Annotated in this window: 6 protein-coding genes; all 6 read right to left on the bottom strand. The window is 57.3% G+C overall.

Features of this window, described 5'->3' with window-relative positions:
• Positions 1-386: 386 nt before the first annotated feature.
• On the bottom strand, positions 387-5,819 hold the full coding sequence (locus I6L47_RS22215; protein WP_216949403.1) for a tail fiber domain-containing protein: 5,433 nt from the start codon (positions 5,817-5,819) through the stop codon (positions 387-389).
• Between the two features lie 78 nt (positions 5,820-5,897).
• Complete coding sequence (locus tag I6L47_RS22220) at positions 5,898-6,743, bottom strand: glycosyltransferase (protein ID WP_139495325.1); 846 nt, start codon at positions 6,741-6,743, stop codon at positions 5,898-5,900.
• Positions 6,740-7,210, bottom strand: coding sequence for a hypothetical protein (locus I6L47_RS22225; protein ID WP_139495326.1), 471 nt, complete (start codon positions 7,208-7,210; stop codon positions 6,740-6,742). The genes I6L47_RS22220 and I6L47_RS22225 overlap by 4 nt, the downstream gene beginning before the upstream one ends.
• A 9-nt stretch (positions 7,211-7,219) precedes the next feature.
• Positions 7,220-14,647, bottom strand: a complete 7,428-nt coding sequence (locus tag I6L47_RS22230) for a phage tail protein (protein WP_162504487.1) — start codon at positions 14,645-14,647, stop codon at positions 7,220-7,222.
• Complete coding sequence (locus I6L47_RS22235; RefSeq protein ID WP_139495328.1) at positions 14,586-15,080, bottom strand: C40 family peptidase; 495 nt, start codon at positions 15,078-15,080, stop codon at positions 14,586-14,588. Before I6L47_RS22235 ends, I6L47_RS22230 begins: the two co-directional genes overlap by 62 nt.
• On the bottom strand, positions 15,011-15,640 hold the full coding sequence (locus I6L47_RS22240; protein WP_139495329.1) for a hypothetical protein: 630 nt from the start codon (positions 15,638-15,640) through the stop codon (positions 15,011-15,013). Before I6L47_RS22240 ends, I6L47_RS22235 begins: the two co-directional genes overlap by 70 nt.
• Between the last annotated feature and the right edge of the window lie 11 nt (positions 15,641-15,651).

Below are 15,651 nucleotides of genomic sequence, written 5' to 3' on the forward strand. Positions count from 1 at the left end.
CGTATCCTGGGAAGCCAGGGGAGCTGCAGGCCACACCTCTCCTGGTCCCGTCCGGGGTAAAGGCGACGTTGTTGCTGGCGCCTGAGAAATAGACCGAGCCGTCCCCTCCCGTGTGTCGGATCCTGATCTGGCACACGCCTTTGGTTAGTTGAACGTCGGAGATGTTCGTCCCTCCGCTCCAGATGTCATTCCCAGACCTCCAGAATTGGAGCACCCCGTCCCCTGGGTTTCCGTAGGGCGAGCCAGGGTCATTCAAGATGGCGAAAGCACTCATGCCAGCGAGATCCCCCGCCATGCGGGGGAGAGCTAAGCCGGCCTTGGACAAGATGTTGGAGGCCCATCCATTGCCTCCAAACTCCGTGTTTGCCTGAGAGAGCCAGAACGGCTTATTTGGTACCGGCATTTGCGGCCTCCAGTTGCTCGATGCGCTTCTGCATTTCCTGAATCACCTTGCCGGCCAGCGCCAGCACACCCATCGGGCGAAGACTCAGGAGCTTGTCATCTGGCGACTCGGTTACTACCGCCGAGAACCTCTCGACAAAGTCCTGTGCCACAAAACCAAGCTCGCGGGCGCCCGCCTTGGTGTATTCGGAGATGCGCAGCAGCTTCCAGAAGTCCCAAGGGTCGGCGATCTCCTTGAAGTCGGACTTGAGCCGGATGTCAGAACGGATCTGGACATCGTTCACCGAGGCGTTGCCGTTGCAGTACCAGGTGCCGTCAGCGCTGAGGTAAGCCGCTGCATCTGTGCCGTTCGCGGTCCGGCTCTTGTTGATCATGTAGATGCCGAACTGCGAATTACCGAGGCCGCCAAGGATAAAGTGACGGTCAGCATGCTCCTGACGGACAATTGCGGAAGCGGCAGCGTTAGAGACGGCTGAGCGCCCTTGAATCGCGTTGGACGACCGCATATCGATCCAGGAGGTGCTGCCGGTGTTGATGTACGCCTGACCGTTAATATCGACGTTGTGCCCGAAGTTCACGTTGCCAGTGGCGAGGTTCGCGTACATCGGACGAAGGCCGTTGTAGCTGCCGTATTGATCGCTGGCGTTGGTAAACATCAGGTACAAGTTGGACCCGTCATTTCGCCAGAACGTCCCGTAGTTGCCCTGCACGATTCTCATGGAGTTGGCAGACAACGAGCGAAGCTCCCCATTGACCGTCAATGCTCCAGTGATGGTGCCGCCGCCGACCGGCAACGCGCCGACGTCAGCAGGGCCGATGTCCTTCCACTGGAGAGAACCGGCAGTGGCCCCGGCCATCAGGAACTTGCCGTTATTGCCGGTGCCTGTGGCGGGCACATGCAAATTCCCATCGCCACCCGGGTGCGAATAGCTGTTTGCCCCAGCCGCGATACCGTCCAGCTTCTTCTTGTCAGCGGCACTCATAAAGCCATCGGCGGTTCCGGTAGCGTTCGCATGAGCGTCACCTCCTGATCCGACGTGACCGCTTGGCGCCGCATCGGTGATGCCATAGCCTGCAAGAGTCGTAGGGTTGGAACCGCCGGTCACATGCCCTTGGCTGTTAACAGTGACAGACCGATATGTGCCGGCCGGTACACCCGATCCGTGGTGATAGGACGAGATGTTCCCGCTATCCACCACGACCCGCCAGTTCATGCCATTCGTCCCGACAGTGCTGGTTTTCTTCCAGTCATTGGTAAAGAGCAGCGAGCCGTTGGCGGCCCCCTGATCTACCGTCACCACGGCGCCGGCCAATCTGGCGGTGGTGTCCGCATCGGCGACACGGGTCAATACCCATGGCGTTGTGGCTGACCCAGGATTCGTTACCGCATAAATGCCATTCTGAGCAGAGCTGGTTTGGTTCTTCACCAAGACCCGATAACCGGCCTGGCAGGCAACGCCATCGATAGACAGCGCCCCGTTTGCGGTAGCTGTTAGTGTTGCGCCAACCCCTGCTGAGCCGTTGGCATATGTGGCAGCAAGGTTCCCAGTAGTGGCGACATCAGCGGCACTCTTGTAGGGGTCGTCCAGAGCCAGAGCGCCGATTTCGTAGGCCGTTGGCTTGTTTGATGGACTGTAGACGCGAGCATCTAGGTCGAAAACTTGGCCATCACGAAGGCTGTAGCGTCTATTGAGCTCGCCTCGGTCGATAGTCGTCATCGGGGAGTAGACAGCTTTATCCGCGTCTGTGTAGTCGCCCTCAATCACGGAAAAGGTTGTATCGACGCCATAGTCACTCTGGAGGCAATACTTCGCTCCACCGCCTCTGAGCCAGAAGGCCATTCCGTTCTTGAGGAGGGAGACCCGGGCGACCATGGTTGAGTAGGTCTCGGAGAAGTGATCCACGACCCAGTTCTTGGAGTTGCCGCCCCAAGCGCCGTCGCCGCTCCACCGGATCGAGAGCGTCAAGCCGCCTTTATGGGTCGCAGTGTTCCAGGTGTTTGGGGCGGGCCAGTTATAAGCTCGGCTGAGCATCACCCGCATGTCACCGAAGTCCGAGGTCATCGGCGCAACGACAACCATGTAGTAGGTATTGGGGTCGCCACCAACAGTAAACTCTTTCCTTGTGCCTTTCAGCAGGGTCGCGGCCTGTTTCACTGCTGCGGCGGAAGCATACTTGGTCTCGCTACCATCAGTGATAGAGGATGTCGCGGCCCAGTTGTTCAGCAACTCTAGGCCCAGATCTGCCTTGGTCGGTTTAAATCCTTGGTGGAAAACCTGGAACCCCTTCACCCGGAGGTTGTCGGCCTTCAAGGTCATGACGTCGGTGACTGTTGAGCCACTGACAACCTGCCACTTGAAATACTCATTGCCGTTATCACCGGTCTTAAACCACATGAACGAGTCGGTGTCGGAATCAGCGTCATTTTTGAAACCAATGGCCGCGAAGTCTGTGTTGCGGCTCCACTGGATCACCGAGTCGTTGGTGAAGGTGACGTTGCCAGTGAGATTACCGCCAGACCTGGCCAGCGCCGCATTGGCAATGTCGGCGGCCCGCTTTACAGCTCCGGCTGTGGCGTACTTCTGATCGGAAGGGTCCGTAATCGAGGCTGACGCCTCCCAGTTGTTCAGGTTATCCAGCCCAACGTCGGCAGCGGCCAAAGACGCCCACATGATCGCCCCTGCAGTTGCGCCAGCTTTCAGAACCTTACCTGCGTTTGAGGTGCCGGTCGCCGGGACATGGAGATTGCCGTCGCCGGTTGGGTGCTCGTACTTGTTGGCGCCCGCCGAGATGGAGTCGAGCTTCACTTTGTCAGCGGCGGACATGAGGCCATCCTGCGATGCAGAAACGGCGCTCGTATCTGGGACACCAAGGGTCGCCCGCATTGCAGCTACGTCCGCGTCATCAAGGAGGGCTCTAGCAGCTGCCGTCACTTTCATCGAAGCAGCCGCATTCGCTGCAGTGAAATAGGGGACGCTGTCGGCCGCCATGGCCAAGCTCTCGATGGCGCGAAGCGTTGCACTGGAAACCCCATAGCCGGCCAGATTGGTTGGCTTGCCAGAGGTGATCTTCGCCCAATCCAGGTTAGGGATGTCCGCAGCTGTCTGGCCGGATGCGGCGGTCACACGGCCTTTGGCGTCCACAGTGACTTTGGTGTAGGTGCCTGCAGCGACGCCGCTGTTAGACAATGTCACCGCCATCGATGTGTTGGTTGAGCCGTCAAAAGACATCGAGCCTGTTGCGTCACCGGATAGGGACAGAGTGCGGGCAGATTCGAGCTTGGAGGCAGACACGGCGACGCCGGCCGCAGCGGTCAGCACTTTGGAGCCCATGGAATAGAGGCCATCTGCTCTCATCTCGCCAATGCGATTTTTGTTCACCACCAAGCTGACGATGTGGTTGGAGAGTGTCCCGAACGAAAGGTCGTTTCCTACAGCAGCAATCTCGTTCGGATCAAAAGCGATCCCTCCATTGGCGCTGCCGATCCGAAGCCAACCGTTGCCGAACGTTGCGCCGCCGATGGTTGGCCCGTTCGCGATGTTAATGAGCGTCTGACCGGTAATGGAGCCGCCGGAGCTTGAGAACAAGTCGGCGTGAGTGTGGGTCAGCGGGGCTGCATCAATGATGCCGTAGCCGGCCAGGGTCGAAGGCAGATCCTTGAGATTGGAGAAGGTGTGCTTGTGGCTGTCGTCCTTCACAACCAACGGGATGGCCACGTTGGCGGAGCCGTCGAATGTGACGGAGCCGGACCCGTGGCCTGAGATCGAGATAGACCGACCGGTGGAGAGCTTTGCAGCTGCAACAGCGGCAGCAGTCGCGGCAAGCGCCCCAACATCAGCAGCAGTGAGCACAACTGCGCCTTTCTTGTTGTTCACGCTGACGACAGCGTCGGTGTTGTCGATCTTGTAGTAGCTATCCGTCGAGCTGGAATAAACGAGCGTGTCGCCAACCTCATAGTCGATACCGCCGACTTTAGAAACGCCAGCGGTCGTTACCTTCCAGAAGCAAGCGATGTTGGAGCCGGATTTGCTCTTGAGCGGGGGAGGGTAGTCGCCGGACGCCATGCTGACTTCGCCAGCTTCAACAAGCCCACCGGTTGCAACCGCAGCCGCATCTTGGGCGATTTTTGCTGAAGCTGCAGCGGCATCGGCCTGTGTCTTTGAGGCAGCAGCGGAGGCAGCCGAATCAGAAGCCGACTTGGCGGCGGCAGACGCCGATTGGCCAGCCTCACCAGCCTTTTGGGTAGCCGTTGTGGCGGAGGCGCTCGCTGATGAAGCAGAGGTCCCTGCTGCATTCTTGTTGTCCAGTGCAGACTTGGCGCTTGCAGCGGCCTCGGTAGCTTTCGTTGTGGCCAGGGTGGCCTTGTCAGAAGCGACGGTGGCGCTGTTGCCTGCCTCGTCGGCTTTCTGTGTAGCGGTCGCCGCGCTTGCAGCTGCCGCAGAAGCGGAGGCATCGGCCTTTGTCGCGTGGTGCAACGCGGAGAATTGCCCAGGAGAGACAGCGGTGTCTACTGGGTTAGCGGCCCACTTCTGGGCGGTAGTGGCGCTTTGGGATGCCGCATTCGCTCTCGTGGTTGCAGTAGTCTCGCTGGTCTTGGCGGAGGCTGCACTTGCAGATGCAGCGTCAGAGCTGGCTTTTGCCGACTTTGACATCTCAACAGCCACGCTCGCGCTGGATGCAGCCTCTTCAGCCTTTGTCTGAGAGATGTTTGCGGAAGCTGAAGCCTCGCCGGCTTTCGCAGCGGCCACGCCGGAGGCGGCACTCGCGTCAGCTGCTTTGGCTGATGCAAGCGCTGCGGATTCGGTCGCGGCTTGGGATTTTGCCGATGAGACGGACGCTGACTGCTCTGCCTTGATCGCATGGTGCATCGAGGAGAACTTTCCAGGTGTTACGGCGGAGTTCTCCGGGTTGGATGCCCATTTTTGAGCGTCAGAGGCGCTACTGGCGGCAGCGTTCTTGCTGGCCAGCGCGTTGGCTTCGCTAGTAGCGGCGTTCTTTTTGGAGGTATCTGCAGCCGAGGCAGAGGAGGCGGCAGCTGACTGAGACGAGGCGGCGGCGTCTCTGAACCCGACCAGCTCGGCTCGGGTAGAAGTCATCTTGGCTGAAACCTCATTCAGCTGGCGACGAACGTCAGCCATTTGAGGCGCGAGCTCTGCAGGCTTCAGATCGGTAATCTGCTGCACGGCGTCAGAAACGATTTTCTCCATCTGCGCCGGAGTCATGATTTGCCGCTTGTTGCCAGCAGCATCGGTCATGACTCGATAGCCTTTTTTCTCAGGGTTGTTATCCGGCGGGGCAAGGTCATTCGCAGCTGAAGGCCCAGCTTGCCAGTTCATTTGCTGGTCAAGGAACCGCTGCCAATTCGCCATCATGTCGCCGATCTGGGCATATAGCTCAGTAATGGTCGGTGTGGTCATAAAGCCTCCAATTCAACATTGGAGGCATTATATTTAAACCATAGATGATCAGTAAGCGTTTACTGATCATCTATGCCGCTATTTTGCTAGGGGGTGGAGAAAATCTAGGTTCTTCAGGACGCTGTTTTTCAGGTCACCCTCTGGCAGATAGGGCAGAATAAGCCGGTAGAAAAGAGCCGACTTAGTTTGCCGCATTGCTGGTTTCAACCATGCGTAATGAGCAACAACCGCCTCGTTGAGAATAAAATCGATCCTCCTCGCATAGGTCACAGTGTCAGTCATAGTCGCCAGCCTACTCATCATCGCATTGAACTTCTTGGGAAGAACACTCATGACCCCCAAGTCGTGTGCGATGAAGTTGAGAAAGTCTTGGTCTGGGTAAACAGCCCGCCGATGACGCTCGAAGAACGTTTGCAGCTTGGGAGTCAGCGGGCCGCTCTTGCACAGGGCCAGAACGTTGAGCGCGAGCACTCCGCTGTTCACATAGGGGTTAACGTCAACGACCGGTGCTGCACGGCCAGCCCAGCCAGAGCTTTGGCCGGTGTCTTCCTCATCGACGTCGAGAACACCGCCGAAAACTCCTCCGCCGTCCAAAAACCTGACGATCTCGGTGAGGGGTCGCAAAACCACGGTGTCGGTATCCAGGTAAATAGCCTTCTCAACCCCTTCTTGAGCCAGCCAGTCAATCGCGGCGACCCTCATGCACATAGAGATGCACACATCCCGACGGTACTTGCCAAGCTGAAACTCACAGAGCTCCAGGGGAGGCAAGGTGATCATGCGATGAGGTACTGGCAGATCGAGAGGCTCATAGCCGAAAACGACAGGTTCTCCGGCCTCTCCGTTCTCAAGAAGCGAACGAATGGAGGCGATGAGGTAGTCCTGGTCGTTACCGTCCGAAAAGTAGAAAACCACTGGCTTCATTTGTAGATCCTCCTGCGTAGTTCATCCCGTAGCTTTCTTACCTGCGAGTCCGGCGGCAGCAGCTTCTCCAGCTCGTCGAGCAACATCCTGTCGCTCTGCTCAAGACGGAATGAATCCATTGTTTGTCGAGTGCTCGCCGAAGAAACTCCTATAACTGAAGCCGCCCCTGGGATATCCAGCACCTCTCTCGTTATCGACCCATTCGACACCACAATAACCACCATTCCATCAAAAATGACTGGCAAATTGTCATGTATCCGCACATCTGGATCTGGATCATCCTCCCAGTGCCCCAAGTACCCAATGTCTACGGTTGTTAGCAAAGCAACCCGCTTCCCCGCTTTTCTTGCCGCAACTGCGAGCGAGTAGGCCATATCTGTTGAGCCAACAAATCTGTCTGTACCTATCACCGCTATATCACCATTTAGTAAGGCGCCCTCTATGGGCACCTCTAAGATTTTCACCATATGTAGTCCTTAGTTCGGCCCTGGGCCTGTTGGTTGAGTTGCATTATTCGCCGTGTCTTCGATTCTGAATTTCAGGGTGTTCTCCGTGTTATTGAAATTTGGGTGTAGCCCTCTGACGGTAATCCCCACATCAAGAGAGCCGTCTGATTCATAAGCAAGATCACTGAATTCCAAAACAAACGAGTAGGCTCCATATGATCCAGGCCGCCATTGATACCTGTCCGACCCGGGTGGTACGTGAAACGAGTACCAGCAGCGACACACTCCATTAGGCATAGGCCAGGAAATGCCACCACCAGGTCTAACACCGCCGGAACCGTCTTGAGATACGGCCGGGGCATCCCACGACCAGATAACTTTGTCGCCTGAATAGATTTGGAATGTAAGAGACATGTCTGCATCAATCGCAATTCTGTCATCCGCCGCATACACCTGAACGGTTACTTTTGGAGAGATAAGCTTCCTTGAGTAACGGTAGGTTTTAGACCTATCGGAGTGGTTATAACTTACAATCGGGAAGGTCAATTTTGCTCGGTACACCCCTCCGACTTTGAAATCGTCATAACGTAATACCCTCTCTGAGGAAACGTCAGCAGTCACTCCATCAAGGTTACAAACGAACGGAGCATTCTGACCGTGAACCCCAACGATGGTTGGCAGGTCCATTGTTCCGTATGTCTCCTGGTTGGCCCACGAGAGCACCTGGAGGCCGGCATCAACCACGAACCGAGAAGCTTGGATGTTTGTGCCTCGGATAGCGCCGCCCCGAATAACCGCACCTTCGATATTGCCGCCACGGAATGTCGATGCGTTGAAGATGCCGTTGATGTTCGCGTTGTTTGCGACCATGTTCCCGCCTTCATCAACGCTGAACCGTGAGCCAATCGAGATGCGACCACCACTGATCACCGGAGCGCTGAGCGATGCTCCTGCCACGATTGAGCTGGCCACAACGCTCAGGGCGTTGATGTAATCCGCGGTGATCTTCTTTGCCACGATATTTTCGATCACGGCGTTGTCGATGTAGGCGTCGGATAAGAACGCCTTCCCGTTTACCACCTTAAATGGTGAGGTGCGAAGCACTGTGCCGGCTGCATTGCGAGAGATGAGTGCCAGGGCGTCAGCCTCGATGAGGAAGCTGGTCTCTTTCCCGTCATTGAAGAAGCCAATGCCGCCCTGCAAATCGCCAACCTTGGTCTTTACACCCCACTGGGAGTTGTACTTGCCGTCGATGCCCGCAACAGTCGAGCTGAGGGTCGATACGCTGGCAGAAACGCCGTTGATTGAGGATGTGAGGGAGGTCTGCAGGTCAGCCCTTGCCTTCTGTTCGGTGGCGATTGCAGCCTTGCGATCGCTGATTTCGGTGGCGATCTTCCCAGCCTCTGTGGAGATCAGCGACTTCAGGCTCGACTCAAGGCTGGTCAATGCGGAATTGACAGAGGTGATGGCAGATTTACGGTCGGAAATCTCTGTCGCGACCTTCTTGTCCACCGAGTCGATGCTGCCGCTAAGGCGAGTTTCAACAGCGGTAACTGAGTTGGTCAGAGTGACATCAGCCGCTTTCCTCTCCGCAATCTCTGCATTGAGCTTCCCGCTTACGCCATCAACGGCGCCTGACAGTTTGGTGTCAATCGCTGCAATTGACTCGTTGACGCTGGTGATTGCAGTCTTCCGGTCAGCGATCTCCGTCGTGACTTTCTTATCCACCCCAGTGATTGAGCCGGACAGCTTGGTATCGAGCGCCGCGATGGACTCGTTGACACCAGTAACAGCGGCCTTCCGGTCGGCAATCTCGGTAGCGACCTTCTTATCCACGCTGGAGATGGATCCTGACAGCTTGGTATCCAGAGCCGTGACAGAGCTGGCCACAGTCGAGACAGCGGTTTTCCGGTCGGCAACTTCGGTCGCAACCTTTGCATCAACGCCGTCGATATTCGCCTGCAGAGCGCTGGACTGTTCTGCAACAGCCTTGTCGATAGCAGTGGTCGCGGCCTTCCTCTCCGAGATCTCTGTGTTGATCTTGCCGGTCAGCGTGTTGAGCGATCCGGTCAGTCTGCTGTTCATCTCCGTAATGGAGGTGTTTAGGGCGGTAACAGCCGATTTTCGCTCTGTGATCTCGGTTTCGACCTTTCCATCCACGCCAGACACCGCGCCGGACAGACGGCTTTCCGTTTCTGACAGAGCCTTGTTGACGTCGGCAACCGACGCCTTTCTCTCGGCGATCTCGGTCGATACAGCCTTGTCCAAGGTGGAGATTGTGGCGCTAAGCTTTGTCTCCAGGGTGGCCATCGACTTGTTGAGGGTCGTGATGGCGTTCGAGCGCTCCAGGGTCTCTGCAGCAATCTTTTGACCAACCGTATCCAGAGAGGCTTTCACCCCGTTGATGTCGGCAGCCCGGGCGCCAGACTCGTCGGTGATGGCCTGTTTGCGTGCGTTAATCTCTGAGGTCAGCTGATCAGAGGCGGTCTTCTTGTTCGCGGCTACGGTCGTAGTCAGGTCAGAAATCGCCTTTTTCGCGTCAGCGATAGAGGTCTTCACCTCGTTGATGTTCGCCATGGAGGAGACATCGACATCGCGGAACTTGGCGTAGATCTCACTGATCTTGTTGGCCATGCTGGAGTCGAGAGAAGCGACCGACTCGCTCAGCTCTTTCAAGCCTGAAGCAGCGCCGCCTTGGACAACGCCGATCATCTGCTCAACCTTTTCGATTGCGCCGCCCTTGCCGAGCACGTTCTCTCGCAGCTTATCGACCATCCCCCTTACACCGTCTGGGCCGTACCACTCGATCCGGCGCTCAGTCTCGTTGGTCTCTTGCTGCATCAACAGGCGCAGGCCAACCTCTGCCGTGGTTTGAGAAAGCGCCAGAGACTCCGATGCCTTCTTGTCGATGGTGGTAAGAGAGTCGAACGCCTTCTTGGCGTCCTCACCGGCCTTTTTCAGGGTGTCGGCGACATCGGTATCGAGGAAGTCGAACTTGATCTGCTTGTCCAGCAGATTGCTCATCTCCTCCGGGGTCAGGCGCACAAGAACGAAAGCGCCGCCGTCCGTATGGACTGGGCCCTCAATACCAGCCTTGTTGATGTGGCGAACCCAGACGTAGTACCCGTAGCCGGCGGCCGCCGCGATGCTGACCATCGTGGAGGTTTCCTCGGCGGCGAGCATCGTCTTCATGTCGAGCTTGGCAGCAGACAACGGGGTGCCGGAGGCGTTCACAAGGACGCGCTGGACGAAGACCTGAGTCTTGCCATGCCCCTCATAGACCGGCTTGTCCCAAGAGACGCGGATTGCGCCAAAAGCAGCGGTGACATTCACGCCGGTCGGCTTGATGGACGGCTCAACCGCCTCCGCCTCTTTCGGGTCGTAGATGGCGGCCGGCATAGACCATGATGGGTCGCTGAGCTCGTCTACGCTGCAGAAGCGGCGAGAAGAGATGAACAGCGCGGCGTCTTTGTTGGTGACTCCGGTTCGATCCGGTGTTTGCTTCCAGATCGACTCCACAGGGCGAGGGGAGTCATAACTGCCGCCAGTCGGCCGAGCCGGCTCCTTGACCGCGTAGGTGTAGACAGACACATCGTTGAAGGCGGCGGAGCGAATAGCCCTGCCGCTGCCGACGAACCCCATTGGGCCTTTGGCATCAACCATGTCGATCGTTCTGGCCCAATAGAAGAACCGAATCTTCTCATCGTTGCGGTCAGTGATGATGTGGCTGAACCGGCCGAACTGATCGGCATACCCGATCTGCTTGCCGAATAGCTCGATACCCTCCGCCGTCACGACAGTAGGGTCCTTCAAGTCCTCGATCTTTGTCTTGTCGCCGACAATGCCCTGGCCATAGCCTGCGCCGATTACCGTGCCCTGACGAATTGCCCAGATCTCAACCTGCTTGACCCTGTAGGGGTCAAACTGGAGGCCAGACAAGACCAGCCCGCCGTTTGTTGCGGCGACCGCGCCTCCGGTGACAGGCATATCGTTGGAGTTTTGCGGGATACCGGTGAGGACGACACCCGTCTTGAGCACCGCGCCAGCCTTACCGCTGATCGCATAGGGGATGATGGTTACATCGATGCGGTCGCCCGGCTTGACCAAGACGGATGCGTGAGTGGTCTGACGGCCAAGTCGCTGGATCTGGCCGTTGTTGACGGTGACAGACACCTCTGCGTTTTTGTAGTTAGTCGATGGATGAGTCCAGGTGATGGTTGCCCGGACACTCATGCCGGCACCATCGAACACCGCGCTCTCGGTGACCTCCACGTTCTCAACAGCCGTCAGCGCCCGCTCGTAGGCGTTATCGGTGACGATGAAGTCCGTGTCGCTGTCATCAAACACACGCTCGTCATATTCCAGCGCGGTGATTTGGCGAGTCATGTCATCACCGGTCAGGCCAATGCTGCGAACGGTGAAAAGCCGAGCCTGGAACTCAGGGAAGCCAACCATGAAGTGATCGAACTTCTGAGGCTCAACGGTCAGGCCGGAGACACGAACTCGGTCTACAGGAGATCCGTAAACAGGCGGCGTGACAGCGGCGGAGACGATGACATCGGTATCGAAAAGTCTTACCGATGCGCCAGTGGCAAATGCGTCGAAGTCGCGAACCACGATACCTTTCTTGCCGTTCGAATCGACAAAGGTATCGAAAACGGGAGTCTCGACGTTGGCAACCTTAGCCCTTGAGACGCGCCCCACCTTGTCAGGGTCAAAGCCGGTCAGGATCACATAGCCGCCGAGAACGGATTCGACCTTGAACGTGCCTCGATCGACAACGCTGGTCTGAAGGTTGATCTTCCACGCCTTGCCCTTCTCGAAACTGATCTCATGGTCAAGCACGAGGTCGTATACGCCAGCCGCGACCTTGCTGACGCCAGCCAGCTTGCCGGCTTCGCCCCAGGTCATCATGTTGTGCTGGACCTCGATGACGCTGCCGATCGTGCATGCGAGCGCCTCTACCGGTGCGGTAAAAGTCACTGTCTCGACCAGCTTGTTCGTGTTCAGCATGAAGTTGGCCTCACGAACCGCCTGCTCGTTGGTGACTACGCCAACCAGCTTGGTCGATGTCGAGACCGGCTTGGCGCCTCTCGCGGCAGCCTGCTTGTCGTATACCTTGATGACGCGCTGCTTGTAGTCGTACTCCTCATCGTAATAGGTGAGCTCAATCTCGTTGGCCCGGTCATTCACCCCCATCCAGTTGATGGAGAAGGATCCCTCAACGATATTGTCCACGCCAAAGGACATAACCTTTTCCTTTGGCATCTCGATAGATACGGTGTACCTGGTGCCGGTACGAACAGGCACAGCGCGGCCAACTCGGAATACCGACGCCAACGCATCCCATAGGGTTTCCTTACCATCGATGACCGCTCGGAAGTGAAGCCCCTTGGCTCGGCAGTAGTCGGCCCACTTCTTAAACGCCCAGAAGTCGAGGCGACTGGGGTCGATGCCGCCGCCGAATCGGGTGTCAGTGAACATGTCCCAGGCGATCCAAGCCGGGTTGTCATGGTCGTAGACGCCGCCAACGTACTTGCCGGCAGAGGCCTTTGGCAGCATGTGAGCGGGCATTGAGAGAGCGCGGACGTTGGGTGTGATGGTGCCCAGTCGCTTCAATGTTTCCTTGTGCTGCTCTGCGGTGAGAGGCGGGAAATCAGCGGCCTCTTTGCTGCTGATCGGGAATTTGAAGTAGCCCGAATCGGCACTGGCCACCCACTTACGCTGGGCCTCATCCCACACACGAATCACACGGCCAAGGTTCTCGAAGGTGACTTTCGGGATAGAGCTGATCTGATCGCTGATCTTGACCTTCACATACAGCAGCGCGGTGTGGTTATAGGCGATGTCCGAATAGACGATCTCGGACACCTCGTTGAGCACGACGGTGTCGCCGATCTTCTCGTCTGTCGAGTCATCAGTGGTTCTTCTCGCTCGCACAACATAACGCCCTTCCGGCAGTCTTGGAGACTCGAAAGAGAAGCGCATAGTGGCGCTCGCGTCGCGACCGGTAAGGCGCAGCGTGGCGTCGTTTTGGGTGTAGGTAGTCACTGAGTCGGCGTTGTATCCGCTGACCATGATGTTGGCGGCATGGAACTTGTGATAGGTGCCGACGACCTTGCCGTTACTCACCAGCTCGCCGTAATCGTACTCTGTCAGCCCAGAGGCGCTTGGCAGCTCTCTAGGGGCAACGGTGTTCTCTGGGCGACTGTGACCATATGGCCGGCCGTAGTAGGTGGTGTTCTTGGCGCCGTTGGGCGTTACCGCTTCACCTACCAGCACGAATTTGGTACCCGATTTGACGTAGTAGTTGCGGTAGAGACCGGAGGCCTTGTCGAAGATGTTGGGCCGGGTCTTATCGATGAACTGGGAGCCCTTCTTGACCTCCTTGATCTCACCGTTGATGAGTCGAGCGCCAGCCATGTCGATTTGCCAACCACGCGCTGAGTGAGCGCGAGAAACGCCGGTAGTTAGAGGGCGAAACTCGGTATCCGGCGCCCCGAAAGGCTTGATCTCGGCAATGACGTCAACGCTATGAGGCTGCTCATTACCGTTGTCGTCCATCCGGTAGAGGCTGGCGAGAAAGTCCAGGCGGACACCTTCAACCTCTTTGTTGACGCTCGTAGTGAACTCAGTCCAAACATTGGACTTCTTCATCTCGCGGTTGATCGTCACCTGATTGGGGGTGATTTGCCGATCAAACACACCGGTCGTCTCCTGGCCATCGTTGCCGTGGAAGAAGCGGTACTCCACATCGGTGAGGGAGTCGATCGGCTGATCGTTCAGCTGGATACTGCCAGGCGCGACGCCAGCGGTAACACCTTCGCCCGCGTTGATCAGCAGGTGAAGATACTGGGTCTGGCCTGACAGGGTGGTGTAGTTACCGATGATGTTGCCGGCCTGGCGATGGCGGCCGTAGACAACAGGGATCGGCAAGCCTTCTTCCGATGTGTTTTTTGCGCCATCAACGCCGTATGTCCGAGAGTCGCTGCCGCTGTCTCGTGAACCACGCGCATTCATCTTTGAGTAAGGCAGCAGGGCATTGATCATCATGGTGCCGCCGATCATTACGGCTGCACTTGCTGCCACCATACCAGCCGAACCGGCGGTAAGACCCGTCAGCCCGCCGAGCGTATACGCGCCTGTCCCCATGGTGAAATAGGTAAGCGCAACAACGGCGACCAGCCGCACGATGCTCTTTCCGCCGCCACCGCCACCACCCATCGGAACGGGGGCGATAGCAATGACATCACCGGCTTGGGGGACTTCGAGGCATAGGTCGCTCTGGGGAACGACTCGCCCGTTCACGGAAAATGCGTAAACCCCGGACAGCTCTCCGATGTATTCGGAAAGCGGCTTGCCGGGGCTCAGCACTCGCTCTTCAATGTGTTTTACATCAGGGACGAGCGGGTTCCTGATGATCACAAACCGAATGGTCTGTGGAGTATTGTGCGGCATAGCGATACAGCCCCTCGATGCGATTGATCCAATTCGAAAGGCGCTCTCTGCAGACCCCACCCGTAATTTCGCTGGTATGAATAAACTCATCGTCGCCGAGGTACATGGCGACGTGAGTAAAGCGCCCAAGGCGCATAAACAAAACGACCCCCGGCTCGACATCGTCTACCGGTTGCCAAAGATGAAGTTGGCCCCGCATAAGCGCGGAGATCTCGGCCGCGCTTGTCGGGGAGGTGTAATCGGGGAGCTCTATCCGGTAAGCGCGGCGATAGAGCTCCATCAGCAATCCATAGCAGTCGAGAGCCTCTTTGGGGTCTCGGCCGCCATACCTGAAAGGAACCCCGATCAGGTCTCCACAATAGATCACGACAGCACCGCGACCGTGATAGACGGGGCGCCGCCAAATCGACTTTCGTTCTGATGAGCTCGACACCCGTTATCACCAGTGAGAGTCAGGTCGCAAGACGGCAGGTCTCCTGAATATCCGCAGCAGGCTGACTTGTACCGGAAGCTGCATCTGTCGCGCATCTGCGTTCTTCCAGGGAACATCCTCATCAGGGGGTTCTCTGCACCCAGCTCGATGCTGACGGCGTAGTCAGGGGACGAACTGCTGACGATCTCGAACATCTCAGAGAAGTCGATCAGGGTTGTTTTATCTGTGGGGTCAACAGTGACGATCATCATGGTGACTCGACTGCCCACGGCCCCTCTGTAAGTCTGGAGATAGGGACGGATAAGACCGACCTGATCCTGGATGGTCAGGGTGACGTTCTGGAGCTCATTCGTGTCGTCCTGCAGGGACAGGTCGAACCCGATCTTGGTGTAAAGGTTCCCGTCGATGGTCAAATCGGTGTCGTAGTTGGCGATTCGAAGCGTCATCACGTAGTTTCCAGACACCGGATCGATCAGCTCGATGTCGAGGGCCATCGTCATGGCGTTTTCAGAGCTGATCCGGTTCTTCTCAAGGACACTTGCGATACTCAGGTTGTTCATTGCGCCCCCAT

It is taken from the genome of Aeromonas sp. FDAARGOS 1417, from assembly GCF_019046985.1.
Taxonomy (GTDB): Bacteria; Pseudomonadota; Gammaproteobacteria; order Enterobacterales; family Aeromonadaceae; genus Aeromonas; species Aeromonas veronii.